The sequence below is a fragment of the Rugamonas brunnea genome (assembly GCF_014042345.1).
Taxonomy (GTDB): domain Bacteria; phylum Pseudomonadota; class Gammaproteobacteria; order Burkholderiales; family Burkholderiaceae_D; genus Rugamonas; species Rugamonas brunnea.
Map to the genome: position 1 here is coordinate 48,687 of NZ_JACEZT010000005.1, position 26,841 is coordinate 75,527.

Consider the following 26,841-nt stretch of genomic DNA (forward strand, 5'->3'; position numbering starts at 1 on the left):
AGGAGGGCGTGATGAACGCCGTACTCAAATCCGCACAAGACTACCTGGTCGCCGACATCTCCCTGGCCGCCTGGGGCAACAAAGAAATCAAGATCGCTGAAACGGAAATGCCTGGCCTGATGGCCATCCGTGAAGAATTCGCGGCCAGCCAGCCCCTGAAGGGCGCCCGCATCACCGGTTCGCTGCACATGACGATCCAGACCGCTGTGCTGATCCAGACCCTGGAAGCGCTGGGCGCGCAAGTGCGCTGGGCTTCGTGCAACATCTACTCGACCCAGGACCACGCCGCCGCCGCCATCGCCGCCAACGGCATCCCCGTGTTCGCCATCAAGGGCGAAACGCTGGACCAGTACTGGGATTACACCCACCGCATCTTCGAATGGCCTGCCGACGCGGCCGGCAACCCCGTCTACTCCAACATGATCCTGGACGACGGCGGCGACGCCACGCTGCTGCTGCACCTGGGCGCCCGTGCTGAAAAAGACATTTCCGTGCTGGCCAACCCCGGTTCGGAAGAGGAAATCTGCCTGTTCAACGCCATCAAGACCCATCTGGCCAAGGACGCCAACTGGTACTCCAAGCGCCTGCCGCACATCCTGGGCGTGACCGAGGAAACCACCACCGGCGTGCACCGCCTGTACCAGATGCACAAGGAAGGCAAGCTGGCCTTCCCCGCCATCAACGTCAACGATTCCGTCACCAAGTCCAAGTTCGACAACCTGTACGGCTGCCGTGAATCGCTGGTGGACGGCATCAAGCGCGCCACCGACGTGATGGTGGCCGGCAAGATCGCCGTCATCGCCGGCTATGGCGACGTGGGCAAGGGCTCGGCCCAGGCCATGCGCGCCCTGTCGGCCCAGGTGTGGGTGACCGAGATCGACCCGATCTGCGCGCTGCAGGCGGCCATGGAAGGCTACCGCGTGGTGACCATGGATTACGCGGCCGAGCACGGCGACATCTTCGTGACCTGCACCGGCAACTACCATATCCTGACCGAACAGCACATGCTGGCCATGAAGGACCAGGCCATCGTCTGCAACATCGGCCACTTCGACAACGAGATCGACGTCGCCTCGCTGAAGAAGTACACCTGGGAAAACATCAAGCCCCAGGTCGACCACGTGATCTTCCCGGACGGCAAGCGCATCATCCTGCTGGCCGAAGGCCGCCTGGTCAACCTCGGCTGCGGCACGGGCCACCCGTCGTACGTGATGAGCTCCTCGTTCGCCAACCAGACCATCGCCCAGATCGAGCTGTTCGCCAACACGGCCAACTACCCGGTCGGCGTGTACGTGCTGCCCAAGCACCTGGACGAGAAAGTGGCGCGCCTGCAGCTCAAGAAGCTCAACGCCCAGCTGACCGAACTGACCGACGAGCAAGCCGCCTACATCGGCGTGCAGAAGCAGGGTCCGTACAAGCCTGAGCACTACCGCTACTAATCGGCGATGAGGCGGTCCGCCGGCGCTTGCCGGCGGGCCGTTTCTCCCTTCATTCCTGCCGCGAGCCTCTTACCATGCGTTTGGTCCTTACCTGGTTAATCAATGCCGCTGCCCTGCTGGCAGTGCCCTACCTGATGCATTCCGTCGATGTCACAAGCATAGGCGCAGCCCTCGTCGCAGCCCTCTTGTTGGGTCTGGTAAATACGCTGATCCGGCCCGTGCTGCTGTTGCTGACCCTGCCCGTGACCGTGCTGTCGCTGGGCCTGTTCATCTTCTTCATCAACGGCTTCATGTTCTGGCTGGTGGCGCAGTGGGTGACGGGCTTCCATGTCGACAGTTTCTGGTCGGCCATGGGCGGCGCACTGCTGTACAGCGTGATTTCCTGGGCTTTGTCTACCTTACTTTTGAAGAACGCCGATGGACAACCCTAATTTCAGTATCGAATTCTTTCCGCCCAAGACGGCGGAAGGGGCGGAGAAGCTGCGCGCCACGCGCGCCAAGCTGTCCGAACTGCATCCCAAATATTTCTCCGTGACCTTTGGCGCGGGCGGCACCACCCAGCGCGGCACGCTCGACACCGTGCTCGAAATCATGGCCGCCGGCGAACAGGCCGCGCCCCACCTGTCGTGCGTGGGCGGCACGCGCGAATCGATCCGCGCCATCCTGGCCGAGTTCAAGTCGCACAACATCCGCCGCATCGTCGCCCTGCGTGGCGACCTGCCCAGCGGCTACGGCGCGGCCGGCGAATTCCGCTACGCCAACGAGCTGGTGGAATTCATCCGCGCCGAAACGGGTGACTGGTTCCACATCGAAGTGGCGGCCTATCCGGAGACGCACCCGCAAGCCCGCTCGCCGCAGGACGACCTGTTGGCGTTCGAGCGCAAGGTGAAGGCCGGCGCCAACGCCGCCATCACCCAGTACTTCTACAACGCCGACGCCTACTTCCAGTTCATGGACGAGTGCGGCAAGCTGGGCATCACCGTGCCCGTGGTGCCCGGCATCATGCCGATTACCAACTACACGCAGCTGATGCGCTTTTCCGACATGTGCGGCGCGGAGATCCCGCGCTGGGTGCGACTCAAGCTGGCCAGCTTCGGCGACGACACGGCGTCCATCAAGGCCTTCGGCCTGGACGTGGTGACGGCGCTGGGCCAGCGCCTGCTGGCCGGCGGTGCACCCGGCCTGCATTTCTACAGCATGAACCAGGCGGCGCCAACCACGGCGCTGTGGCAACGGCTGGTCTGAAAAACCGGGGTCAGGTCCAGTAGCGTGACTACATGACCTGACCCCGCGTCATGACCCCGCGTCGCGGTTCGACGTTCAGGCGCGCGGGTCTGGCGTGCTGGCGCCCTGTTCCGTGACGATGCAGTCGAGCGCGACATCGTGCGGGTCGTCGCCGAACGCGGCCTGCTGGCAGGCGTAAGCAATGCCCACCGTGCGCGGCCGCGGCTGTGCCTCCAGCGTGCGGTCGTAGAAGCCGCCGCCGTAGCCCAGCCGGTAGCCGTGGCGGTTGTAGCCCAGGCACGGCACCAGCAGCGCCGGCGGCCGGGCCGCCAGCCGCAGCTCGGCCGGCACCGCCACCCCCATCCCATCCTTCACCATCGGCTCGCCGATCTGCCAGTCCGCGAACGCCAGCGGCGCATGTTTTTCCACCACCACCGGCAGCAGCAGGCGCACGCCGCGCCGCGCCAGTTCCGCGTAGGCGGCCTGCAGATCCGGCTCGTCGCGCAGCGGCCAGTAGACGCCCAGCGCGCTGACGGCGGCCGCTTCCGACCATGCCAGCACATGGCCCCCGATGGCCGCATCCCATGCGGTGCGCGTGGCCGCGTCCACCGCGCGCCGCGCACTGAGCAATTGCTTGCGCAAATCGGCCTTGGACAGGGGCGTTGCCGCTGGCGGCTGCGCCATGGCGCGTGGTATTCTAGGATCGCTGGTCATATGACTGTTTTAAGACTTGATTGAGAGTTGCACATTGAATTCCGCTTCAAAATGGATAGCCGGCGCCTTGATGGCCGTAGCCTGCCTGGCCTCACCCTGGAGCCGCGCCGATGATAGTGGAATCGACAGCAGCCGCAAGGACGACGACGCCTTCCTGCTGCTGCGCGACGCCGTGCGCCAGGACGATCCGGCCAAGGTTGCATTCTATGCCGACCGGCTGGCCGACTACCAGATTCCTTCCTACGTCGATTACTACCGCCTCAAGTCGCACCTGCGCGACGCCGCCAACAGCGAAGTGCGCGACTTCCTGCGCCGTTATGAAGGCAGCGCCATCGCCGACCGCATGCGCAACGACTGGCTGCTGGAACTGGGCCGCAAGCGCGACTGGGCCACGTTCGACGAGCAGTTGCCGCTGTTCGTGCTGAACGACGATACCCAGGTCAAGTGCTATAACCTGATGTCGCGCGCGCTCAAGGGCCAGCGCGTGGCCGAGCAGGCGCGCGTGTTGCTGGTCAATCCGCCCGTGTATGGCGAAGCGTGCTCTGGCCTGATCGCCACGCTGGCCCAGAACGGCCAGTTCGACAACGAGGACTTGTGGACCCAGGTGCGCCTGGCCGGCCAGTTCGACGCCACCGGGCCGGGCAAGCGCACCATGGTGCTGCTGGGCGGGCCGGAAAAACGCATCGGCCAGGCCATCGACCTGCCGGCCCTCGCGCTGGCCAAGGGCGTAGGCAGCGGCCGCATCGATCACGAAATCTACCTGGTGGCCGTGGGCCGCATGGCGCGCACCAGCGTCAAGCTGGCCGCGCTGGCGCTGCATAAAGCCACGCCCAAGCTGACAGCGCAGGAACAGGCCATCGGCTGGGCCAACATCGCGCTGGCCTCGTCCTACACGCTGGCGCCGGAGACGGCCGACTACTGGCGCAAGGCGGCCGGCGCGCCGCTGTCGCAGGAGGCGCAGCAATGGAAGGTGCGCTATGCGCTGCGCGCCGGCGACTGGAAGCAGGTGCGTACCGGCATCCGCGCCATGCCGCAGGCGCTGCGCAACGATCCGGCCTGGATCTACTGGCAGGCCCGCGCGCTGATGGCCGAATCGGGCGCCAGCCAGCCCACGGGCGAAGCGGCGCAACTGTTGCGCAGCATTTCCGACCAGTCCAACTTCTACGGCCAGCTGGCGCTGGAGGAGCTGGGCCAGTTGATCACGATCCCGCCGGCCGGGCCGCCGATCACCCAGGCCGAGATCACGCCGTTCGCGTCCGACCCGAATTTCCAGCGTGCGCTCAAGTTCTTCTCGATGCGGCTGCGCTTCGAAGGCACGCGCGAATGGAACTGGGCGCTGCGCGGCCTGAGCGAACGCCAGCACCTGGCGGCCGCCGAATTCGCGCGCCAGAACAACATCCTCGACCGCATGGTGAGCACGTCCGAGAAGACCCGCATCCAGGTCGACTACACGCAGCGCTTCCCCGCGCCGCATGACGACATCATGCACCCGGCCACCCAGACCCTGGGCCTGGACAAGGCCTGGGTGTATGGCCTGATCCGCCAGGAATCGCGCTTCATCATGGATTCGCAGTCGGCCGTGGGCGCCTCGGGCCTGATGCAGGTGATGCCGTCCACCGGTCGCTGGGTGGCCAAGAAGATCGGCCTGACGGACTTTGTCCAGAACATGCTGAGCGACGTGCGCACCAACATCCTGCTCGGCACCAATTACATGAACATGGTGTTGGGCAGCATGGACGGCTCGCAGACGCTGGCCACGGCCGCCTACAACGCCGGCCCGGGGCGTCTGCGCAGCTGGCGCGCCGCGCTCGACAAGCCGATGGAGAGCGCCGTCTTCATCGAATCGATTCCCTTCCCTGAAACGCGCACCTACGTGAAGAACGTGATGTCCAACGCGACCTACTACGCGGCCCTGTTCGAGGGCCGGCCGCAGTCGCTCAAGGCCCGCCTCGGCACCGTCGCGCCCAAGGGCTATACGGCGCAGGAACAACAAGAAACCAGCTTCGGCTCCCGTTAGCATCCACCGCACCTATCCGGACCACTCCATGCAAACCACTGAACTCGATCCCACCCTGTCGCAAGCCCTGGCCAATGCGCGCGCGCCCGGCCTCACGCTCATCATCGGCAACAAGAACTACTCGTCCTGGTCGATGCGGCCATGGGTGGCCATGACGGCGTTCGGCATCCCGTTCCAGGAAGTGAAGGTATTGCTCGACCAGCCCGACACGGCCAACCGCATCGCCGCCTACTCGGCCGCCGGCCGCGTGCCCGTGCTGCTGGCGGGCGAGATGACGATCTGGGACAGCCTGGCCATCTGCGAATACCTGGCCGAGCAATTCCCGGAGCTGCACATGTGGCCGCAGGACGTTGCCGCGCGCGCCATGGCCCGTTCCGTGTGCGCGGAAATGCACTCCGGTTTCGCCGACCTGCGCACGGCCATGTCGATGAACATCCGCGCCAGCTATCCGGGCAAGGGCCGCACCAACGGTAGCCAGGCCGATATCGGCCGCATCAGCGAGATCTGGGAAGAATGCCTGTCGCGCTTTGGCCACCATCAGTTCCTGTTCGGCGAATTCACCATCGCCGACGCCTTCTTTGCGCCCGTCGTGATGCGCTTCCGCACCTACGGCGTGACGCTGGCGCCGGCCCTGAACGCCTATTGCGACCGCGTGTGCGCCCACCCCGCCGTGGCGCGCTGGATCACGGAAGCGCTGGCCGAGACGGAAATGGCGCCCCGCCACGACGCTGAAATGCCGGACTGACGCATGCGCACCTATGTGGTGGGCGGCGCCGTGCGCGACGCCCTGCTGGGCTTGCCCGTCAAGGACCACGACCACGTGGTGGTGGGCGCCACGCCCGAAGCCATGCTCAAGCTGGGCTACCGCCCGGTGGGCAAGGACTTCCCCGTGTTCCTCCATCCGGACACCCACGAGGAATATGCGCTGGCCCGCACCGAGCGCAAGACGGCGCCCGGCTACCGCGGTTTCGTGTTCCACACGGCGCCCGACGTCACGCTGGAACAGGACCTGGTGCGGCGCGACCTGACCATCAACGCCATCGCGCGCGCCGACGATGGCACGCTGACCGACCCGTTCGGCGGCCAGCGCGACCTGCAACTGCGCGTGTTCCGCCACGTGTCGGACGCGTTCGAGGAAGACCCGGTGCGCATCCTGCGCGTGGCCCGCTTCGCGGCGCGCTTCCCAGAATTCACGGTGGCGCCGGAAACCAATGCGCTGATGCGGCGCATGGTGGAGCAGGGCGAGGTGGACGCGCTGGTGGCCGAGCGGGTCTGGCAGGAACTGTCGCGCGGCCTGATGGAGCAGCGCCCGTCGCGCATGCTGCAAGTGCTGCGCGACTGCGGCGCGCTGGCGCGCGTGCTGCCGGAACTGGACAAATTGTGGGGCGTGCCGCAGCCGGTGCAACACCACCCCGAGATCGACACCGGCCTGCACATCGAGCAGGTCATCGATTGCGCGGCCGACGCGGGGCTGGAGCTGCCTGCGCGCTTCGCCTGTCTGATGCACGACGTGGGCAAGGGCGCCACGCCGCCCGAGCACTGGCCGGCCCACCATGGCCACGAGGGCCTGGGTATCAAGCTGGTGGAGCAGTTGTGCCAGCGCCTGCGGGTGCCGACCGAATGCCGCGACCTGGCCGTGATGACGGCGCGCGAGCATGGCAATGTGTGCCGCGCCCTGATCCTGCGTCCGACCACCATCGTCAACTTGCTGGAGCGCTGCGACGGCTTCCGCAAGCCGGCCCGCTTCCTGCAGATGCTGGAAGCGGCCCAGTGCGACGCGCGCGGCCGCATCGGCGCGACGGCCAGCTTCCGCGACCAGCCGTTTCCCCAGCTGGCCCACTTGCGCTGCGCGCTGGAGGCGGCGCGCGCGGTCAACGCGGGCGAGGTGGCGCAGCGCTGGAGCGAACAGCCGCAACGCATCCCCGAGATGGTGCGCAAGGCCAGGGTGGCGGCCGTCAAGGCGGCGCTGGGCGTGGCCGCGCCGGACGACGATGATGATGAAATCAAGCCGGACGCCGATAGCGGCGCCGGTGACGCCGGCGCGTCGTCCGGGGGCGGCTGAGCTGCGCTACAATAGGCGCATGTTGCGCCGCACCATGCGCGCTTTCCACCCTCTTGTTTTGCGGCGGCGAGGAGCCCACCAGTGAACCCGACCGATATGTTTTCCAACCCGTTCCGGCGGCGCGACAGCAACGGCGAGCGCAAGCGGCCCACCGTGCTGGTCAAGGAACTCAGTGAGCGCGACCGGCGCCGCATGGTCAAGCATTTCCTGGCGCTGGAGCCGCGCGACCGCCTGCTGCGCTTCGGCACCATGCTGCCCGATGAGCAGGTGACGGCCTACGTCAACGGCATCAACTTCGCGCGCGACAACGTGTTCGGCGTCTACAACCGCCTGTTCACGCTGGTGGCCGTGGGCCATCTGGCGTTCGCACCCACCGAGCCGGACAAGAACGCAGTGACGGAAAAGGAGCACGTGGCCGAATTCGGCGTGTCCGTGGGGAAGGCAGCGCGCGGCATGGGCGTGGGCACCAAGCTGTTCGAACGGGCCGCCATCCACTGCCGCAACAACGATGTCGACACCCTGTATATGCACTGCCTGTCGTCCAACGCGACCATGATGCACATCGCGAAAAAAGCCGGCATGGAAATCCACCGCGACTATGGTGAGGCGGACGCCTATCTGAAACTGCCGCCCGCCAATCCCACCAGCGTGCTGCAGGAAGCGCTGGACGAGCAGTTCGCCACGCTCGACTACACACTCAAGGCCAACAAGCGCTTCGCCAGCAAGTGGCTGCATCGCCTGATCGGCCGGAAAGCACGCCAGGACTAAGCCGCATCAGGGGGGCCTTAGGGTCTGACCCTAGTTTGGCGGCAAACCTACACCAGCGGCAGCGCCGTCGTATCCTTGATCCGCTGCAGCGCGAACGACGACTTCACATCCAGCACGGCCGGGTGGCGCAGCAGCGTGGCCATCATGAAGCGCGAAAAGTGGTCCATATCCTCCACGTGGACCCGCAGCAGGTAATCCATCTCGCCCGTCATCGCATAGCAGGCCACCACTTCCGGCCACTGCTCGACGGAAACGGCGAAGTCGGCCCTGGGCGAGGCCGGCGCGGCCGCCGCGCCCAGCGCGCGCGCGTTGCTGTGGGCGGCCGCCTCGCTGTGTTTTTCCAGCCGCACGTTCACATAGGCCAGCAGGCCCAGGCCGATCTTGTCCGGGTCCAGCAGCGCCACGTACTGGCGGATCACGCCCGCTTCCTCCAGTCGCTTGATGCGGCGCAGGCAGGGTGAAGGCGACAGGCTGACCAGCTCGGCCACGTCCTGATTGGACAGCCGGCCGTCCTGCTGCAGGATGCCGAGAATCTTGCGGTCCGTCTTATCGAGCGCTATCTTGGTCATAAATACCTCAATAATGAAATTTCCAGGCAATATTATTGCTCAGATTCCCGGAACAGGGGAATTGTTTGCAATTTAATGCTGGCGGGCCGGGACTATACTGTGCGCTATTCTAACGAGGAGATCACTATGCAATTCCAGCCTTGGGACAACCCGATGGGGACCGATGGTTTTGAGTTTGTCGAGTACGCGGCGCCGGACCCCAAGGCGCTCGGCGCCCTGTTCGAAAGCATGGGTTTCACGGCCATCGCCCGCCACCGCCACAAGGACGTGACGCTGTACCGCCAGGGCGAGATCAACTTCATCATCAATGCCGAGCAGGACTCGTTCGCGCAGCGCTTCGCGCGCCAGCACGGCCCGTCCGTGTGCGCCATCGCCATCCGCGTCAACGACGCCGCCCTGACCTACAAGCGCGCGCTGGAACTGGGCGCCTGGGGTTTCGACAACAAGACCGGCCCGATGGAACTGAACATCCCCGCCATCAAGGGCGTGGGCGATTCGCTGATCTACTTCGTCGACCGCTGGCGCGGCAAGGGCGCCGGCAAGGACGGCGCGCAGCCGGGCGCCATCGGCGACATCAGCATCTATGACGTGGACTTCGTCGCCATTCCCGGCGCCGTGGCCAACCCGGTCGGCAATGGCCTGACCTATATCGACCACCTGACCCACAACGTGCACCGTGGCCGCATGAAGGAATGGGCCGAGTTCTACGAGAACCTGTTCAACTTCCGCGAGGTGCGCTACTTCGACATCGAGGGCAAGCTGACCGGCCTGAAGTCCAAGGCCATGACCTCGCCATGCGGCAAGATCCGCATTCCCATCAACGAATCGTCGGACGACAAGTCGCAGATCGCCGAATACCTGGACCAGTACCACGGCGAAGGCATCCAGCACATCGCGCTGGGCACGGACGACATCTACACCTCGGTCCAGCAGCTGCGCGACAGCGGCATCGTGTTCCAGGACACCATCGACACCTACTATGACCTGGTCAACCGCCGCCTGCCCAACCACGGCGAGCGCCTGGACGACTTGCGCCGCATGCGCATCCTGATCGATGGCCGCAGCACGGAAACGGAACGCGAACTGCTGCTGCAGATCTTCACCCAGAACGTGATCGGGCCGATCTTCTTCGAGATCATCCAGCGCAAGGGCGACCAGGGCTTTGGCGAAGGCAACTTCCGGGCCTTGTTTGAGTCGATCGAGCTGGACCAGATCAAGCGCGGCGTGCTGCAAGACCCGGGCAAGACGGCCGCCTGAGTTAAAACCGGGGACAGACCCCAAAAAACGGGGTCAGTCCCCTGCAGCGGGTCAGGCCCCTGAACAGTTTGGTAGCGCCGCGCAGAACGGCGCGCCAGCCTGTGATACCCTGTAATTCACCATATCCGTGCCGGTCCGCCCACAAGGCGGGGCGGCTCGCGCGCTTCCGGGCCCATCCCGCCCGGCGGTGCACCGCAATGAGAATATTGGAGACAAAGTAATGAATGCACCTCACAAGGGCTCGCAACTGGAGCCGGCCGTCCACTCGGACGCGCCCATTTCCCTCGACGACAAGTGGACCTTGGAGCGCGGCCGCGCCTTCATGACGGGCACCCAGGCCCTGATCCGGCTGCCCATGATGCAGCGCGAGCGCGACCTCAAGGCTGGCCTGAACACGGCTGGCTACATCACCGGCTACCGTGGTTCGCCCGTCACCAGCGTCGACATGACGGCCATGAAGGCCAAGAAATACCTGGACGAGCACCACGTCAAGTTCCACCCCGGCATGAACGAAGACCTGGCCGCCACGGCCGTCTGGGGCACGCAGCAGACCAACCTGTTCAAGGATGCCAAGTACGACGGCGTGTTCGCCATGTGGTACGGCAAGGGCCCCGGCGTGGACCGCTGCGGCGACGTGTTCAAGCACGCCAACAATGCCGGCTCGGCCAAGCACGGCGGCGTGCTGGTGCTGGCCGGCGACGACCACGCGGCCAAGTCCTCGTCCACCGCCCACCAGTCCGACCACATCCTGAACGCCTGCGGCATCCCCGTGCTGTACCCGTCGTCGGTGCAGGAATACATCGACTACGGCCTGCACGCGTGGGCCATGAGCCGCTACACGGGCCTGTGGGTGTCGATGAAGTGCGTGACCGACATCATCGAATCGGGCGCCGTGGTCGATTTCGACCCGGACCGTGTCCAGACCGTGATCCCGGACGACTTCGACCTGCCGCCCGGCGGCCTCAACATCCGCTGGCCGGACACCGTGCTCGACATGGAAGTGCGGATGAACAGCTACAAGTGGTACGCGGCGCTGGCCTATGTGCGCGCCAACAAGCTCAACAAGATCATCTGGGACAGCCCCAAGCCCAAGATCGGCATTATCACGGCCGGCAAGTCTTACCTCGACACGCGCCAGGCCCTGGCCGACCTCGGCATCGACGAGCAGGCGGCGGCCGACATCGGCCTGCGCCTGTACAAGATCGGCATGACCTGGCCGCTGGAGGCGGACGGTGTGCACGCCTTCGCCAAGGGACTGGACGAGATCCTGGTGGTGGAGGAAAAGCGCCAGATCCTCGAATACGCGCTCAAGGAAGAGCTGTACAACCTGCCCGACGGCCAGCGTCCGCGCGTGGTCGGCAAGTTCGACGACACCGGCGAATGGAGCAACAAGGGCCACACCGGCCACGGCGACTGGTTGCTGCCGGCCACCTATGAGCTGAACCCGGCCCAGATCGCGCGCGCCATCGCCAGCCGCATTTCGCACTACTGCGCCGGCCACCCGGTCGAGCAGCGCGTCAAGGAGCGCATCGCCTTCCTGGAAGCGAAGGAACTGGTGCTCAAGTCGGTGGCCGTCAAGCCGAATCCCGAGACCGACCGCACGCCGTACTTCTGCTCGGGCTGCCCGCACAACACCTCGACCAAGGTGCCCGAAGGCTCGCGCGCGCTGGCCGGCATCGGCTGCCACTACATGGTGCTGTGGATGGACCGCGAAACGTCGACCTTCACCCACATGGGCGCGGAAGGCGTGACCTGGGTCGGCCAGGCGCCGTTCACCAACGAGAAGCACGTGTTCACCAACCTCGGTGACGGCACCTACTTCCACTCCGGCCTGCTGGCCATCCGCGCCGCCGTGGCGGCCAAGGTCAACATCACCTACAAGATCCTGTTCAACGACGCCGTGGCCATGACGGGCGGCCAGGAGTTCGACGGCCCGCTGGACCCCGGCATGATCTCGCGCCAGATCGCGGCTGAAGGCGTGGGCCCCATCATCGTCGTCACCGACGAACCGGAAAAATACCCGGCCGACTACAAGTGGGCCGAGGGCGTCACCGTGCGCCACCGCAGCGAACTGATGGAGGTGCAGCGCGAGCTGCGCGACAAGCCGGGCGTGTCGGCCATGATCTACGACCAGACCTGCGCCTCCGAGAAGCGCCGCCGCCGGAAACGCAACGAGTACCCGGACCCGGCCAAGCGCGCCGTCATCAACGAGGCCGTGTGCGAAGGCTGCGGCGACTGCTCGGTGCAGTCCAACTGCCTGTCGGTGGAGCCGCTGGAAACGGACCTGGGTCGCAAGCGCCAGATCAACCAGTCCTCGTGCAACAAGGACTTCTCGTGCGTGACGGGCTTCTGCCCCAGCTTCGTGACGGTGGAAGGCGGCGCGCTGAAAAAGCCGAAGAAGGCCGCCGCTGGCGATGCCGCCATGCCCGCGCTGCCATCGCCAGCCTTGCCGTCCACGGCCCAGCCGTATGGCATCCTGATCACCGGCATCGGCGGCACCGGTGTGGTGACCGTGGGCCAGATCCTGGCCATGGCCGCCCACGTGGAAGGCAAGGGCGCCATCGTGCTCGACATGAGCGGCCTGGCCCAGAAGGGCGGCCCCGTGATGTCGCACGTGCGGCTGGCCGACAACCAGGCCGACCTGCACTCGACCCGCGTGGGCACGGGCAGCGCCGACCTGGTGATCGGCTGCGACCTGATCGTCACGGCCAGCCGCGACGCGCTGTCGCGCATGGGCGAGGGCCGCACTTACGCGGCCATCAACTCGACCGGCTCGTCGACGGCCGCCTTCGTCAAGAACCCGGACTGGCAGTTCCCGGACGCCTCCTCGCGCGGCGAGATCGTCAAGGCCTGCGGCGCCGATCACACGGACTTCGTGGACGCGGGCCAGATCGCCACCGCGCTGATGGGCGACTCCATCGCCACCAATATGTTCATGCTCGGCTACGCGTTCCAGAAAGGCCATGTGCCGCTGTCGGAAGCGGCTATCCTGAAGGCGATTGAACTCAATGGCGTGTCGGTCAACTTCAACAAGGCCGCTTTCGCGTGGGGCCGCACGGCCGCGCATGACCTGGCGTCCGTGGTGCGCCTGACCACGCCGGCCAAGGTGATCGAGTTCAAGCGCACCCAGTCGCTGGACGACATCGTCAGCCGCCGCGTCGAACTGCTGACGGCTTACCAGGACGCCCGCTACGCGTTCGAGTACAAGTCCTTCGTGGACGAGGTGCGGGCGCAGGAGGCCAAGCTGGGCAAGGGTACGCGCCTGACAGAAGCCGTGGCCCGCTACCTGTACAAGGTCATGGCCTACAAGGACGAGTACGAAGTGGCCCGCCTGTACACGGACGGTGCGTTCCAGCAGAAGATCGCCGGCATGTTCGAAGGTGATATCAAGCTCAAGTTCCACCTGGCGCCGCCGCTGCTGGCCAAGCACGATGCCAAGGGCCAGTTGGTCAAGCAGGAATTCGGTCCGTGGATGATGAAGGCGTTTGGCGTGCTGGCCAAGTTCAAGGGCTTGCGCGGCACGGCGCTCGACATCTTCGGCTACACGGCCGAGCGCAAGATGGAGCGCGCGCTGATCGGTGAATACCGCCAGACTGTGTCGGCCCTGCTGCCCAAGCTGACGGCTGACAACCTGGCGCAAGCCGTGGCCATCGCCAGCATTCCGGAAGACATCCGCGGCTACGGCCACGTGAAAGAGCGCCACTTCAAGGCGGCCAAGCAGAAGGAGGCGGCGCTGGTGGCCGCCCTCCACGCCCCGGCCAGCGTGGCCGATCACGTGGCCTGACGATCGCCTGACCGCCATCACCACAAAACCGGGGTCAGGTCATGAACTCACGCAATTTGCGTGAATGCATGACCTGACCCCGGTTTTGTTTTTATAATTTCCATTCGCTTAACTTTTGCAGGAAGCTTGCTGATGCTACGTACCGCCCTGTTGTTCGCCCTCGCCGGCGCTGCCTCGTTCTCGCAGGCCGCCACACCCGCTGGCCTGTCCACCGTCGCGGAACGCTCCGGCTTCCAGAACACGGGACGCTATGATGAAGTGGTGGCCTTGTGCGCGCGCTTCCAGCAGGCCTATCCGAAGGCCGTGCGCTGCTTCGAATATGGCCGCACGCCGGAAGGACGGCCGATGCTGGCGCTGGCCGCCTCGCGCACGGGGGCGCTGACGCCGGCGCAGGCGCAGCGGCGCGGCCTGCCCGTGCTGCTGGTGCAGGGCGGCATCCACGCCGGTGAAATCGACGGCAAGGACGCCGGCTTCCTGGCGCTGCGCGAGGCGCTGGAGAACAAGGCCGCGCCGGGCGCGCTCGACAAGCAGGTGCTGTTGTTCGTCCCCGTGTTCAACGTCGATGGCCACGAGCGCTTCGGCCAGTGGAACCGCCCGAACCAGCGCGGCCCGGCGGCCATGGGCTGGCGCACCACGGCGCAGAATTTCAACCTGAACCGCGATTACATGAAGGCCGAGGCGCCCGAGATGCAGGCCATGCTGGCGCTGGTCAACCAGTGGGACCCGCTGGCCTACGTCGACCTGCACGTGACCGATGGCGCCAAGTTCCAGCCCGACGTGTCGATCCAGGTGGAACCGGTGCACGGCGGCGACGGCCCCTTGCGCGCGGCCGGCACCGCGCTGCGCGATGGCGTGATCGCTGACCTCAAGCGCCAGGGCTCCGATCCCAAGCCGTACTACATTTCCTTCGCCATGACGGATGATCCGGCCTCCGGCTTCATCGATGAAATGGCCACGCCGCGCTATTCGACCGGCTACTTCCTGCTGCGTAACCGCATCGCCATGCTGGTCGAAACCCACTCGTGGAAGGACTATCCGACCCGTGTGCGGGTGACGCGCAATACCGTCGTCTCGGTCATGGAGCAGGTGGCCGCGCACGGCAAGGACTGGCTGCGCACGGCCCACGAGGCGGACGCGCGCGGCGCCACGCTGGCCGGCGCCGAGGTGCCGCAGGGCTACCGCACCACCTACAACAGCAAGACCATCGAGTTCCCAGGCTACGCCTACACGCGCACCCAGTCCGACGTGTCCGGCGCCTTGATGACGCGCTACGATGAGACGCGCCCGCAGACCTGGAGTGTGCCGCTGCGCGACGAGATCGTGCCGGACCTGCAGGTGGCCGCGCCGCGCGGCGGTTACCTGGTGCCGGCGGCGCAGGCCGACATGGTGGCGGCCAAGCTGCGCCTGCATGGCATCCGCTACCAGGTGCTGGGCGCGCCGCTGGAGAACGCGCCGGTGCAGGCGTTCCGCGCCGAGCGCGCCACCATGGCCGCGCAATCGTTCGAAGGGCGCCAGTCGCTCAAGGTGGAAGGCGCGTGGCGCGACGAGACGCGCAGCCTGGCCAAGGGCGCGCTGTTCGTACCCATCGCCCAGCCCAAGGCGCGTCTGCTGATGGCGCTGCTCGAACCGCGCAACGTCGATTCGCTGCTGGCCTGGGGCTTGTTCAACAACGCCTTCGAGCGCAAGGAATACATGGAAGCCTATGTGGCCGAGGAGGTGGCGCGCGAACAGATGGCGGCCGATCCGGCGCTGGCGGCCGCGTTCCGCGACAAGCTGGCCAGGGACCCGGCCTTCGCGGCCAGCCCGGAAGCGCGGCTGGAATTCTTCGCCCGCCGCCACGCCTCGTGGGATGAGCGCTACAAGCTGTATCCGGTGCTGCGTACGGAGCGCAAGCTGTAAGCCGGCGGGCAACCTGCTATCGTCCGCTCCGCTCTTGCCGCGTCAGGCTGGCTTGCGGGCGGCGTGGCGCAACTGAAGCACAACAATGCTGGATTGTTGGACGCGATAGCGAAGCAGGTAGTTGGTGTGCACGACGAGCTGGCGTACGCCAGGGAGAGATTCTTTGCCCAACTGGGGAAATTGGCGGAGTAATTCGACTTGATGCTGGACGCTGGCGGCGAACTGGTTTGCCGCCAGCGGATTGGCCGTTTTGATGTACTCGACTATCCGGATGAAATCGGAAAGTGCGCGCGGCGTCCAATGAAGGCCGAGTTTATGCGCCATATCGGGCAAACACTTCCCGAACCTCCTCTTCCTTCGCAAATTCCCCGCGATCCGCTTGGGCGAGCGCAATCTGGAGATCCCGGATTTCCGGCAGTCGCCACGCGAGATAGTCACGCAGCGCCGTGCGCCGGATTTCACTTTCAGATTGGCCGGTCAGCGCAACCAGTTCCGCGAGGTCTTGTTCGAGTTGATCAGGCAAATGTTTGTCGTTCGGTAAGCCCATGGTCGCCTCCAAATGGATCTCCATTGTACGCCTCACGCTGCCCGGCGCGAGGCGTCACGTCTTGACGACGGTCAGAACGACTGCAGCGGTATCGTGCCCGGCATCGTGGTCGGCGTGGCGCATGGCTCCTCGTCGAACGCGATGTCGCCCAGCGGGTTGGGCACGCCGTCGGCCTTGACGTTGACGAAGTCGAACAGCGCGCGGTCCATCAGGTGCGACGGCACCACGGTCGACAGCGACGAGTAGATGTTCTCGACCCGGCCCGGATGCTTCTTCTCCCACTCGCGCAGCATGGCCTTGATCTGCTTGCGCTGCAGGTTCTCTTGCGAGCCGCACAGGTCGCACGGGATGATGGGGAAGCCCTTCACTTCGGCGTAGCGCGCCGTGTCGGCTTCCTTCACGTAGGCCATGGGACGGATCACCACGTGCTTGCCATCGTCCGACACCAGCTTGGCCGGCATGCCTTTCAGCTTCCCGCCGAAGAACATATTGAGGAAGAAGGTCTCCAGGATGTCGTCGCGGTGGTGGCCGAGCGCGATCTTGGTGGCGCCCAGTTCATCGGCCACGCGGTACAGGATGCCGCGCCGTAGCCGCGAGCACAGCGAGCAGGTGGTCTTGCCTTCGGGGATCAGGCGCTTGACGATGCTGTAGGTGTCCTGGTTCTCGATGTGGAAGGCGATGCCCAGTTCGGTCAGGTAGGCCGGCAGCACCTCGGCCGGGAAGTTGGGCTGCTTCTGGTCCAGGTTGACGGCCACGATGTCGAAGTGGATGGGCGCCCGTTCACGCAGCGTCATCAGGATGTCGAGCAGGGCGTAGCTGTCCTTGCCGCCGGACAGGCACACCATCACCTTGTCGCCGTCCTCGATCATGTTGAAGTCGCCGATGGCTTGGCCGACCAGGCGGCACAGGCGTTTGTGCAGCTTGTTGTTCTCCAGCGCGATCTTCTCGGCCGATTTGCCGCCCTGGGCGGTCTCGTTCATGACGGCGCTCATACGTTGTCCTTGATCTGGAATACTTCCACGCCCACGCCTTCGCAATCGGGATAGACGTCCGGCTTCATGGTCGACACGCGCGCGGCGCGCACGCGCGGGTGGGCCAGCATGGCGCGCACCACGTCGTCGCACAGGCTCTCCTGCAGGTGCACATGGCCTTGCGCCATGCGGCGCGCGATGGTTTCGCGCATGAAGTCGTAGTCCACCACTTCCTCCAGCTGGTCGTGGGTGGGGGTGGACAGGGCCAGCGGAATGTACAGGTCGACGTTGATCAGCACGCGCTGTTCGCCCTTCTTCTCGAAATCGTGCACGCCGATGTTGATCAGCACTTCGTAGTTGCGCAGGAACAGGCGCCGGCAATCGGTCAGGCGCGGGTGGGACAGGGCGGACAACATGGTTTTACCTTCTTTCGGAAATACGGAATAAACGATATAAATAATATTTAGCCATCGGCATGCATGCTGTGCATGGCGCTACTGCGCCAGGAACATCACGTCACGCGCCAGCGGCATCAGGTGCTGGCCGCCGTCGACCAGCAGGGTGGTGCCGGTCAGGGCCCGGGCGCCGGCCGCGTAGACGACGGCGGCGGCAATGTCATCCGGCGTGCTGGAGCGGCCCAGCGGCGTTTGCTTGTGGGCCTGGACGAAGCCGGCCTCGGTCTGCTCGCCCGACACCAGCGTGATGCCGGGCGCCACGCCCACCACCCGCAGCTTGGGCGCCAGTTGCTGGGCCAGCATGGTGGTGGCCGTCTGCAGCGCGGCCTTGGACAGGGTGTAGGACAGGAAGTCGGGATTGAGATTGTACAGTTTTTGGTCCAGCAGGTTGATCACGGCGCCCTGGCCGCCGTCCGGCGTGACTGCGTGCAGCGCTTGCGCCAGCAGGATGGGGGCGGCCAGGTTGGCGCGCATGTGGGCCTCCATCCGGGCCACGGAGAAGTCGGTGGCGCTGTCGTAATCGAACAGCGAGGCGTTGTTGACCACGCAGTCGAGCGCGCCCAGCGCGGCCACGGCGCGCGGCACCAGCGCGCGCGCGGCCGCCTCGTCGGCCAGGTCGGCCTCCAGCGTGACGGCGCGCCGGCCCAGCGCCGTGATGGCCCCGGCCACTTCGCCCGCCTGCGCGGCGGAAGCGCGGTAGTGCACGGCCACGTCCCAGCCGGCCCGCGCCAGCGCCAGCGCGATGGCGCGCCCGATGCGCCGGCCGGCGCCGCTTACGAGCGCCACTGGCGCTCGTGCGCCCAGCGCCACCGGCGCGCGTGCGCCGGACGCCAACGGAGCTGGAGGGGAGGGATGCTGTGTGCTGGTCATGGGTTCTACATTGAAGTTCTACATTGGATCGCAGGTCAAATACAGCCAACTGGCGCCCGCGCGCGCCGATTCGCTACAATGCGGGAATGTCTCTACCCGCACCTACTTCGGACGCGCTGGCCGCGTCGCACGCCTTGCAGCACCGGATCGCCGCCGACATCGAACGGCACGCCGGCGCCATTTCCTTCGCCCGCTACATGGAGCTGGCCCTGTACGCGCCCGACCTGGGCTACTACAGCGGCGGCGCCGCCAAGCTGGGAAAAGATGGCGATTTTACAACCGCGCCCGAGCTCTCGCCCCTGTTCGGGGCCGCGCTGGCGCAGGTGGCAGCCGCTATTATCGCCCAAAGCGCGCCGCGCATCCTCGAATTTGGCGCCGGCACGGGCAAGCTGGCCTATGACGTGCTGACCGAACTGGCGGCCGCCGGCGTGGCCGTGGAGCGCTACGCCATCGTCGACCTGTCGGGCGAACTGCGGGCGCGCCAACGCGAGACGCTGCGCGACTTCCCCCAGGTCGAATGGCTGGACACCCTGCCCGAGGCGTGGGAAGGCGTGGTGCTGGCCAACGAAGTGCTGGACGCCATGCCCGTGCAGCTGGTGCGCAAGACGGCCGCCGGCTGGCGCGAATTGCTGGTGACGGTGGAGGAGGGGCGCTTCACCTACGCGGAGGCGGTCCCGGACGCCGCGCTGGCGGCCCAGGTGGAACGCCAGATACTGCACACTACCCACCCGGACGACCTGCCCGACGGCTACACGACAGAAGTGCATGGCGCGGCCTGCGGCTTCATGGCGTCGCTGGCGGCCATGCTGGCGCGCGGCGCCGGCGGCGCGGCCATCCTGCTCGATTACGGCTTCCCGGCCCATGAGTACTACCTGGGCCAGCGCGAGGCCGGCACGCTGATGTGCCACTACCGCCACCATGCCCACCCGGACCCTTTCTACTACCCGGGCCTGCAGGACATCACGGCGCACGTGGACTTTACGGCCATGGCGCTGGCGGCCCAGGATGGCGGCGCCGACGTGCTCGGCTATATGAACCAGGCCGGCTTCCTGATCGGGGCCGGCATCGGCGAACTGCTGCTGCGCACCGATCCGGCCGACGCGCGCCGCTACCTGCCGCAGGCCAACGCGCTGCAAAAGCTGGTGTCGCCGGCCGAAATGGGCGAGTTGTTCAAGGTGCTGGTGGTGGGCCACGGCGTGGCATTGCCGGCCGCCATACTGGCCCATGACCGCTGCCACCGGCTGTGATCAGTTTGACCATCATCGGAACAGCCGTCACTTTCTCCTTGAATTCCATGCGATTTCACGCCAAAACTCGGCTATGATGACTGATTCAGCGTGAACACCCGTCGCGGCGCGCTTGTTGAAAACTGAATGGAACGATGGGAAAGATACACACTCACTATGACAACCTGAAAGTGTCGCGCATGGCGCCTCAGGAAGTCATACGTGCCGCCTACAAGGCCCTGAGCCAGAAATATCATCCGGACAAGAATCCCGGCGATGAGAAGGCTGCGCGCATCATGGCCATCCTCAACAGCGCCTATGGCACCCTGTCCGATCCCCAGCGCCGCAAGGAGCATGACGAATGGATCGCGGCCGAGGAATGGGAGATCGAGTGGCTGGAAAGCACGCGCCACGAGGATAACCGCGACAGCCACGGCCGCCCGCGCCACGACGCCCCGCAGCAAGCGTGGGGCGCCGAGGACGAGGAACCGCGCCTGCCGCGCCGGCGCCGCAACTGGCGCCTGTGGCTGGGCATGGGACTGTGCCTGGGGCTGGGCTGGGCGGCTGGCGTGAGCATGGTGGGCACGCCCCAGCTGCTGGCCACCATGCTGGCCTCGGCGTGGGGCGACAAGGCCGATGGCGCCGACAACGGCAGTGCCGCGCGCACGCCGCGCGGGAACGGCAAGCTGGCCGCGCGCCAGGGCGGCCGGGCCGACGCGCGCGACGACGGCGCCCTCGACAGCTGGGCCGTCGGCCATCCCTACCAGACCGAGGCGGCCGCTGCGCGCCCGGCGCCCATCAAGGTGCTGGCCCTGTCGCAGATCGTGCTGCCCGGTTCGCTGGCCGACTGCGAAGGGGCCACGCCGGCCTCCACCGCCCCCAACGGCGAGCCGTGGCCAACCCAGTCCGGCTATGTGGACGGGTTCCCCGTATCCGCCAGGGGCGAGGACATGCAGCTGCTGCTCGATAACAGCACCAACGCCTCGGCCGCGTTCATCAAGGTGTACGACATGGAGCGCCACGCCAATGTGCGCTATGTGTTCGTGCTGGCCCACGACAAGCTGGTGGTGGACAAGCTGTTGAGCGGCAAATATGAGATCCGCTACCAGAACATCGACCTGGGCGCCGGCTGCCCGCCACCCAAGGCGACCACCACGGCCAGCAACTGAGCCCGCCGCCCGGGGCTGCCCGGGTCTGCTGCGTCTGTGCCGGCCTCAGGCGCTGGGCGCGTCGCTCAGGCCCATCTCCGCGCTCGACATGAGCTTGTCGATATCGACCAGGATCAGCATGCGCTCGTCGATCGTGCCCAGGCCTATCATGTAGTCGCTGCTGAAGGCCGTGCCCATCTCGGGCGCCGGCTTGACCTGGTCGGGCGTGAGTGTGGTCACGTCCGACACCGAGTCGACCACCATGCCCACCACCCGGCCGTTGATATTGAGGATGATGACCACCGTGAACTGGTCGTACACCGGTTCGCCCAGCCGGAACTTGATGCGCATGTCCACCACCGGGATGATGATGCCGCGCAGATTGATCACGCCCTTGATGAATTCGGGCGCGTTGGCGATCCGGGTCACGGCCTCGTAGCCGCGGATCTCCTGCACTTTCAGGATGTCGATGCCGTATTCCTCGGAGCCGAGGGTGAAGGCGAGAAATTCGCGCCCGGCGATATCGTTGCCGGACACGGTGGCCGATGCGGGTTCTTGCATGCTAGGGTCCTTTGCGTCGTGGGCGGTCCGCGTGGTCGCGGATCCGGGGCCGGCGGGGTTGCGCCGCCGGGCTCGTCTTCGTTGGTCGCCGCGGCCCGTCCAACCGCGCGCGCCGCCGTGCAAGAGTAGCAGAGTCGGTGCCGGAATACGAGCGCGGCGGCCCCGGTTTTCGCACTTTGTCGGCCCCCGCCGGCGATCGCCCCGGTAGGGGTTGTCACGTTGTAAGAATCTGATTATGCTAGGATCAAGGCGGCACCGAGACCGCCTGCCGGGCGGCAAGCGCCCCATGAGGAGACTGTATGACCGATTCCAACGCTGCGGACGAGAACTGGCTGATCGACGAGGACGAGGACGAGACCGCGTCGGCCAGCCCGGGCGCGCCCGACCAGCGGCTGTGGCGCGTGCTGATCGTCGATGACGACGTCGATGTGCACGCCGTCACGCGCCTGGCCCTGCGCAATGTCAGCTTCAAGGGCCGCGAACTGGAACTGTATTCGGCCTACAGCGGCCGCGAAGCGTTCGACATCCTGCGCGACACGCCCGACATCGCGCTGGTGCTGCTGGACGTGGTGATGGAAACGGACGACGCCGGCCTGATCCTGGCGCGCCGCATCCGCGAGGAACTGCACAACAGCATCGTGCGCGTGGTGCTGCGCACGGGCCAGCCGGGCCAGGCGCCCGAGCAGCGCGTGATCATCGAATACGACATCAACGATTACAAGGCCAAGACCGAGCTCACCACGCAAAAGCTGTTCACCACCGTGATCTCGGCGCTGCGCGCCTACGAGAGCCTGAACATGCTCGAGCGCAGCCGCATCGGGCTGGGCAAGATCCTGGCCGGCGCCACCAATCTGTACCAGATTCATTCGCTGCGCGAATTCGCATCCGGCGTGCTGAACCAGGTGTCGGCCATCCTCGACGTCGGTTCGGACGGCGTGCTGTGCCTGATGCAGGGCGACACCGGCGTCACCACCGTGGTGGCCGCCACGGGCGGCTACGCGGCCCTCAACGACACCGAGCTGATGCCGGCCAGCCATCCGCTGTGGCCCACCATCGCCAAGGCCTTCGCGGAAAAGAAAAGCCAGTTCGAGCATCCGGCCAACGTGCTGTTCATCCACACCCAGGAGAACCGCGAGGTGGCCATCTCGGTCACGCCGCCGTGGCCGCTGGCCCAGATCCAGCGCGACCTGCTGGAAGTGTTCTGCCAGCGCATCGCGGCCGCGTTCGACAACCTGTACATGTTCGGCCAGTTGCGCAAGGCCCAGGAGGCGACCGTGGTGGCGCTGGCCGACCTGGCCGAGTTCCGCGACAGCGGCACGGGCGGCCATGTGCGGCGCGTGCAGCAACTGTCGAGCGCACTTGCGCTGCGGCTCAAGGAGCGCGGCGTCTACCTCGACGAGCTGACCCCGCAGCTGCTTGACATGATCGGCCTGGCCAGCATCCTGCACGACGTGGGCAAGGTGGCCACGCCCGACCACATCCTGCTCAAGCCGGGCCTGCACACGCCCGAGGAGCGGGTGCAGATGCAAAGCCATGCGGAAGTGGGCCGCACCATCCTGGAACGGGCCGCCAACATGGTCGACGGCGTCAGCTACCTGACCTATGGCGCCGAGATCGCCGGCGCCCACCATGAGCATTTCGACGGCCAGGGCTATCCGAACGGGCTGGCCGGGCGCGCCATTCCGATCTCGGCCCGCATCGTGGCCGTGGTCGACGTGTTCGACTCGCTGCTGCACGAGCGCCCCTACAAGGAACCGTGGCCCCACACGGAAGTGATGAGCTACATCACGGAACGGGCCGGCAAGCAGTTCGACCCGGAAGTGGTGGCCGCCCTGGTCGACCTGATCCACAGCGACCCCACCATCGGCCACACGCCGGACTGAGCAAGGTGGCGCCATCCTTGTGGCGCCATTCTCACAAATAATCACCAAATTGGCGGCCCCGCCGGCGCCGCCGTATATACTTGGGGCCAATGGCAGGCCCGACCATGGCGCCTGCCGGCGCGCGCCCCCATGGCGCCGCCCCGCAGCGGAATACACGAGACATGAATGATTTACACGGCCTCAGTGCGCTCATCATCGAGCCGCACCAGGGCATGCGCGCCAGCCTGCACAGCATGCTGGGCCAATGCGGCCTGACGCGCATCACCGACGCGGCCAACGCCAGCCAGGCCATCCGCCTGATGGCGCTCAAGCCCTACGACCTGATCCTGTGCGAGTACGACCTCGAAGCGGGCCAGGACGGCCAGCAGATGCTGGAGGACTTGCGCCACCACCGGCTGATGCACCCGGCCACCCTGTTCTTCATGGTGACGGGCGAGGGCGCATTCGGCAAGGTGGTCAGCGCGGCCGAGCTGGCGCCGGCCGACTACATCCTCAAGCCGTTCGCGGCCGACGCCATCCAGGAGCGCATCACGCGCGCGCTCGACAAGCGCGCCGTGTTCCTGCCCATCCACGAACTGATCGACATGGGCAACCAGGCCGGCGCCATCGCCGCCTGCGTGGCCGGGGCCGAACGCCATCCGCGCTACGCCGTCGATTTCGACCGGCTGCGGGCCGAACTGCACCTGGAGCTGGGCGAGGCGGCCGTGGCCGAGGACATCTACCGCAGCCTGTACGAGAGCCGCGGCATGGGCTGGGCCCGGCTGGGCCAGGCCAAGACCCTGGTGCTGCGCGGGCGCTATGCGGAAGCGCAGGCCATGCTCGAGCAGTTGCTGGCCGAATACCCGCGTTTCCTCGACGCCTACGACTGGCTGGCCCGCGTGCACGAGGCGCAAGGCGGCCTGCCCGACTCGCAAGCCGTGCTGACCGAGGCCGTGGCCTTGTCGCCGCATGCGCTGCGCCGCCTGCGCCGGCTGGGCGAGGTGGCGTTCGAGGCCGGCGACGTGGACACGGCCGAACGGGCCTGGCGCCAGGTGGTCGACAAGTCGCGCTATTCCGAATTCCGCGACCCGCAAGACCACACCCGGCTGGTGCAGGCCTTGCTGCACCAGGGCGACCCGGTGCAGGCGGCCACCGTGGTGCGCGACCTGGACAAGGCCATGACGGGCCAGCGCAACGGCGTGGCCTGCGGCGCCATCGCGGCCGTCATGCTGCATGACTACACGGGCAACGACATGCGCCTGCAGCGCTCGCTGGACCAGGCGCTGGCCGGCTGCCGCATCGCCCACAACCTGTCGCCCGATCTCAAGCTGGAACTGGCGCGCACCTGCCTGGCCCATGGGCGCGCGCGCCAGGGCGCCGAGCTGGTGCGCGAAGTGATGCGCAACGCGCCCGGCCCGGCCGGGGTGGACAAGGCCAGCGCCATGCTGACGGCGGCCGGCCATGGCCCGCTGGCCGAGCGGTTGGCCCGCGAAAGCCGTCAGGAAGTGGGTGACATGGTGGCGCACGGCGCGGCGCTGGCCAAGCATGGCGATTACCGGGGCGCGGTGGAACTGATGCTGGAAGCGGTGGCCAAGCTGCCCGACAACCCGCATGTGGTGTTCAACGCGGCCGTGGCCGTGCTCAAGTGCCTGGAACACACGGGCTGGGACGACCGGCTCGGCCAGTACGCGCTCAACCTGATCGCCGGCGTGCGCCGGCTCGATCCGCTCAACCCCAAGCTGAACGCGCTGGCCGCGCTGCACCAGCAGATTTTGAAGAAATACAACATCCGGGCCGCGCGCTGGAACGACACCACGAAAGTGGCGCTGCTCTAGCCGTGGGCGGCGCTACAATGGCTGTTATCGCAGAGACACAGATGGAACCCCTATGGAACATGCCCCCACGCATGGCACGGCCGGCGCACCCCGCCCGGTGCGCGGCCTGCTGCTGAAAAAATTATGCAGCGACGAGGGCATGTTCGCGCTGGGCGCCTCGGTGGCGCGCGTGGTGCAGCTGGTCGATTCGGATGACCAGGGCACCCACAGCCTGGCCTACTACGTGCTGTCGGACGTGGCGCTGACCCAGAAGATTTTGCGCCTGGCCAACACGCCGGCCTACCGCACGGCCGGCGGCACCCCCGTCACCACGATTTCGCGCGCCATTTCCCTGCTCGGTTTCGACAACGTCAAGACCACGGCGCTGGCCATGCTGCTGGTCGATACGCTGGCCAACAGCAAGCACGCGCAGGCCGTGCGGGTGGAGCTGGAGGCGGCCCTGTGCGCCAGCCTGGTGGGGCGCGAGATGGCCCGCCTGTCGGCCTACCAGGGCGCCGAGGAAGCGTCGATCGGCGCCCTGTTCAAGAACATCGGCCCGCTGGTGATCGCCTCGCAGGAACATGAGCGCTTCCGCGAGATCGGCGCCCTGATGGCCGGCGGCAAGCACACCCAGGCCCAGGCCTCGCAGATGATCCTGGGCAGCACCTACGACACCTTGTCGGCCGCCATCCTGCATGAATGGAAGATCCCGGACGTGATCGTGCGCGCCCTCAGCGCGCTGCCGCCGGGCAAACAGAAGCCGGCCCTGAACCGCCAGGAATGGGTGCGCCAGGTGGTGTCGTTCAGCATCGACGCTGCCCGCCTGCTGGCCCGCAAGCAGGGGCCGGCCGACCCGGACGGGCTGGCGCTGGAGCAGCGCTACGGCGTGGCCCTGAATCTGGACCAGGACCGGTTGCAGCAATTGTTCGCCACCGTGCGCCGCGACATGGCGGCCCTGCTCGACAGCATGCAACTGGGGCCGCAGACGGAGGTGGAGGAACCAAGCGCCGATGGCCTGCCCAACGTGCTGCTGCTGGCCACCATGAATGGCGACAGCCGCGAGCAGGAAGGCGTGCATCCGAGCGGCAAGCCGTTCAACGCGCGCGAGCTGTTGCTGGCCGGGGTGCAGGAGGTGACGCAGATCCGCGCCACGCCGCACAGCAAGGCCAACGAGGTGATCCAGGCCGTGCTGGAGACGCTGTACCGCAGCATGGGCTTCCGCTTCGCCACCGTGGTGCTCAAGGACGTGCGCAGCGGCCAGTACCGGGCCCGCATCGCCATGGGCGAGCAGCACGCGGCGCGCCAGGCCGGCTTCGTGTTCCCGCTGCCATCGGACGGCAGCCTGTTCCACCTGGCCATGGAGAACGACGCCGACCTCATGATCGCCGACGCCAGCGCACCGAAGATCCGCGACCTGCTGCCGGCCTGGCACCGGGCCTTGCTGCCGGATGCGCGCAGCTTCATCGTGCTGCCGCTGGTGGTGCAGGGCACGCCGCTGGGACTGTTCTACGCCGACCGCGCCCAGCCCGCCCCGGAAGGCGTGCCGCCGGACGAGGCGTCGCTGATCCGCGCGCTCAAGGGCCAGGTGCTGGTGGCGCTTACGCCCGGCAATGGCTGAACGGCTGGGCGGCTGAACGGCTGACCGGCTGACCGG

At 66.6% G+C, this 26,841-nt stretch carries 23 protein-coding genes; 15 read left to right on the forward strand and 8 right to left on the reverse strand.

Going from position 1 to position 26,841, the window contains the following annotated elements; translation table 11 throughout:
• Nucleotides 1-11 precede the first annotated feature (11 nt).
• The 3 genes from ahcY to metF all read left to right on the forward strand — a co-directional run bounded on the left by ahcY (nucleotide 12) and on the right by metF (nucleotide 2,684).
• Nucleotides 12-1,439: an adenosylhomocysteinase gene (ahcY, locus tag H3H37_RS09315; protein ID WP_182161740.1), complete on the forward strand. Its 1,428-nt coding sequence runs from the start codon at nucleotides 12-14 to the stop codon at nucleotides 1,437-1,439.
• A gap of 74 nt (nucleotides 1,440-1,513) precedes the next feature.
• Nucleotides 1,514-1,870: a phage holin family protein gene (locus H3H37_RS09320; RefSeq protein WP_182161742.1), complete on the forward strand. Its 357-nt coding sequence runs from the start codon at nucleotides 1,514-1,516 to the stop codon at nucleotides 1,868-1,870.
• The gene (gene metF, locus H3H37_RS09325) at nucleotides 1,857-2,684 is read left to right on the forward strand and encodes a methylenetetrahydrofolate reductase [NAD(P)H] (RefSeq protein ID WP_182161744.1); all 828 of its coding nucleotides are present in this window, start codon (nucleotides 1,857-1,859) and stop codon (nucleotides 2,682-2,684) included. Before H3H37_RS09320 ends, metF begins: the two co-directional genes overlap by 14 nt.
• 75 nt (nucleotides 2,685-2,759) lie before the next feature.
• Here metF and H3H37_RS09330 read toward each other — a convergent pair whose 3' ends face one another.
• On the reverse strand, nucleotides 2,760-3,347 hold the full coding sequence (locus H3H37_RS09330) for a 5-formyltetrahydrofolate cyclo-ligase (protein WP_229218748.1): 588 nt from the start codon (nucleotides 3,345-3,347) through the stop codon (nucleotides 2,760-2,762).
• A 100-nt stretch (nucleotides 3,348-3,447) separates the two neighbouring features.
• Between H3H37_RS09330 and H3H37_RS09335 the strand changes: the two genes are divergently transcribed.
• From H3H37_RS09335 to H3H37_RS09350, 4 genes are all read left to right on the forward strand, one after another.
• Nucleotides 3,448-5,394, forward strand: coding sequence for a lytic transglycosylase domain-containing protein (locus tag H3H37_RS09335; protein WP_182161748.1), 1,947 nt, complete (start codon nucleotides 3,448-3,450; stop codon nucleotides 5,392-5,394).
• 28 nt (nucleotides 5,395-5,422) lie between these two features.
• The gene (locus tag H3H37_RS09340) at nucleotides 5,423-6,139 is read left to right on the forward strand and encodes a glutathione S-transferase family protein (protein ID WP_182161750.1); all 717 of its coding nucleotides are present in this window, start codon (nucleotides 5,423-5,425) and stop codon (nucleotides 6,137-6,139) included.
• A gap of 3 nt (nucleotides 6,140-6,142) precedes the next feature.
• Nucleotides 6,143-7,456 carry a multifunctional CCA addition/repair protein gene (locus H3H37_RS09345; RefSeq protein WP_182161752.1) on the forward strand — a complete coding sequence of 438 codons (1,314 nt, stop codon included), beginning with the start codon at nucleotides 6,143-6,145 and terminating at the stop codon, nucleotides 7,454-7,456.
• Between the two features lie 96 nt (nucleotides 7,457-7,552).
• A complete protein-coding gene (locus tag H3H37_RS09350) occupies nucleotides 7,553-8,224 on the forward strand; it encodes a GNAT family N-acetyltransferase (protein ID WP_182162126.1) in 672 nt (223 codons plus the stop codon).
• 47 nt (nucleotides 8,225-8,271) lie between these two features.
• On the opposite strand, the gene H3H37_RS09355 is transcribed toward H3H37_RS09350, so the two are convergent.
• On the reverse strand, nucleotides 8,272-8,793 hold the full coding sequence (locus tag H3H37_RS09355) for an Lrp/AsnC family transcriptional regulator (protein WP_182161754.1): 522 nt from the start codon (nucleotides 8,791-8,793) through the stop codon (nucleotides 8,272-8,274).
• A gap of 126 nt (nucleotides 8,794-8,919) precedes the next feature.
• On the opposite strand from H3H37_RS09355, the gene hppD reads away from it, so the two are divergent.
• The 3 genes from hppD (at nucleotide 8,920) to H3H37_RS09370 (ending at nucleotide 15,733) form a co-directional block, all read left to right on the forward strand.
• Complete coding sequence (gene hppD, locus H3H37_RS09360; RefSeq protein ID WP_182161756.1) at nucleotides 8,920-10,050, forward strand: 4-hydroxyphenylpyruvate dioxygenase; 1,131 nt, start codon at nucleotides 8,920-8,922, stop codon at nucleotides 10,048-10,050.
• Nucleotides 10,051-10,270: 220 nt separating this feature from the next.
• A complete protein-coding gene (locus H3H37_RS09365; protein WP_182161758.1) occupies nucleotides 10,271-13,834 on the forward strand; it encodes an indolepyruvate ferredoxin oxidoreductase family protein in 3,564 nt (1,187 codons plus the stop codon).
• Nucleotides 13,835-13,966: 132 nt separating this feature from the next.
• Nucleotides 13,967-15,733 (forward strand): M14 family zinc carboxypeptidase, encoded by a 1,767-nt coding sequence (locus H3H37_RS09370; RefSeq protein WP_182161760.1) that lies wholly within the window; start codon nucleotides 13,967-13,969, stop codon nucleotides 15,731-15,733.
• Nucleotides 15,734-15,775: 42 nt separating this feature from the next.
• On the opposite strand, the gene H3H37_RS09375 is transcribed toward H3H37_RS09370, so the two are convergent.
• The 5 genes from H3H37_RS09375 to H3H37_RS09395 form a co-directional block, all read right to left on the reverse strand.
• A complete protein-coding gene (locus H3H37_RS09375; protein ID WP_182161761.1) occupies nucleotides 15,776-16,057 on the reverse strand; it encodes a type II toxin-antitoxin system RelE/ParE family toxin in 282 nt (93 codons plus the stop codon).
• Nucleotides 16,047-16,280, reverse strand: coding sequence for a CopG family ribbon-helix-helix protein (locus H3H37_RS09380; RefSeq protein WP_182161763.1), 234 nt, complete (start codon nucleotides 16,278-16,280; stop codon nucleotides 16,047-16,049). The genes H3H37_RS09375 and H3H37_RS09380 overlap by 11 nt, the downstream gene beginning before the upstream one ends.
• A gap of 71 nt (nucleotides 16,281-16,351) precedes the next feature.
• Entirely contained in the window at nucleotides 16,352-17,272 is a 921-nt protein-coding gene (gene ttcA / locus H3H37_RS09385; RefSeq protein WP_182161765.1) for a tRNA 2-thiocytidine(32) synthetase TtcA, read from the reverse strand.
• Nucleotides 17,269-17,667, reverse strand: coding sequence for a dihydroneopterin aldolase (locus tag H3H37_RS09390; protein WP_182151429.1), 399 nt, complete (start codon nucleotides 17,665-17,667; stop codon nucleotides 17,269-17,271). Before H3H37_RS09390 ends, ttcA begins: the two co-directional genes overlap by 4 nt.
• 78 nt (nucleotides 17,668-17,745) lie before the next feature.
• Nucleotides 17,746-18,576, reverse strand: a complete 831-nt coding sequence (locus H3H37_RS09395) for an SDR family oxidoreductase (RefSeq protein ID WP_182161767.1) — start codon at nucleotides 18,574-18,576, stop codon at nucleotides 17,746-17,748.
• 86 nt (nucleotides 18,577-18,662) lie between these two features.
• On the opposite strand from H3H37_RS09395, the gene H3H37_RS09400 reads away from it, so the two are divergent.
• Both H3H37_RS09400 and H3H37_RS09405 read left to right on the forward strand, forming a co-directional pair.
• Nucleotides 18,663-19,823, forward strand: coding sequence for a class I SAM-dependent methyltransferase (locus H3H37_RS09400; RefSeq protein ID WP_182161769.1), 1,161 nt, complete (start codon nucleotides 18,663-18,665; stop codon nucleotides 19,821-19,823).
• Nucleotides 19,824-19,957: 134 nt separating this feature from the next.
• Nucleotides 19,958-20,971, forward strand: coding sequence for a J domain-containing protein (locus H3H37_RS09405; RefSeq protein ID WP_182161771.1), 1,014 nt, complete (start codon nucleotides 19,958-19,960; stop codon nucleotides 20,969-20,971).
• A 45-nt stretch (nucleotides 20,972-21,016) separates the two neighbouring features.
• Here H3H37_RS09405 and H3H37_RS09410 read toward each other — a convergent pair whose 3' ends face one another.
• On the reverse strand, nucleotides 21,017-21,511 hold the full coding sequence (locus H3H37_RS09410; RefSeq protein ID WP_182161773.1) for a chemotaxis protein CheW: 495 nt from the start codon (nucleotides 21,509-21,511) through the stop codon (nucleotides 21,017-21,019).
• A gap of 299 nt (nucleotides 21,512-21,810) precedes the next feature.
• Between H3H37_RS09410 and H3H37_RS09415 the strand changes: the two genes are divergently transcribed.
• The 3 genes from H3H37_RS09415 to H3H37_RS09425 all read left to right on the forward strand — a co-directional run bounded on the left by H3H37_RS09415 (nucleotide 21,811) and on the right by H3H37_RS09425 (nucleotide 26,805).
• Nucleotides 21,811-23,394: a DUF3369 domain-containing protein gene (locus H3H37_RS09415; protein ID WP_182161775.1), complete on the forward strand. Its 1,584-nt coding sequence runs from the start codon at nucleotides 21,811-21,813 to the stop codon at nucleotides 23,392-23,394.
• A 161-nt stretch (nucleotides 23,395-23,555) separates the two neighbouring features.
• Nucleotides 23,556-25,208, forward strand: coding sequence for a tetratricopeptide repeat-containing response regulator (locus H3H37_RS09420; protein WP_182161777.1), 1,653 nt, complete (start codon nucleotides 23,556-23,558; stop codon nucleotides 25,206-25,208).
• Between the two features lie 52 nt (nucleotides 25,209-25,260).
• Nucleotides 25,261-26,805, forward strand: coding sequence for an HDOD domain-containing protein (locus tag H3H37_RS09425; protein WP_182161779.1), 1,545 nt, complete (start codon nucleotides 25,261-25,263; stop codon nucleotides 26,803-26,805).
• Nucleotides 26,806-26,841 lie beyond the last annotated feature (36 nt).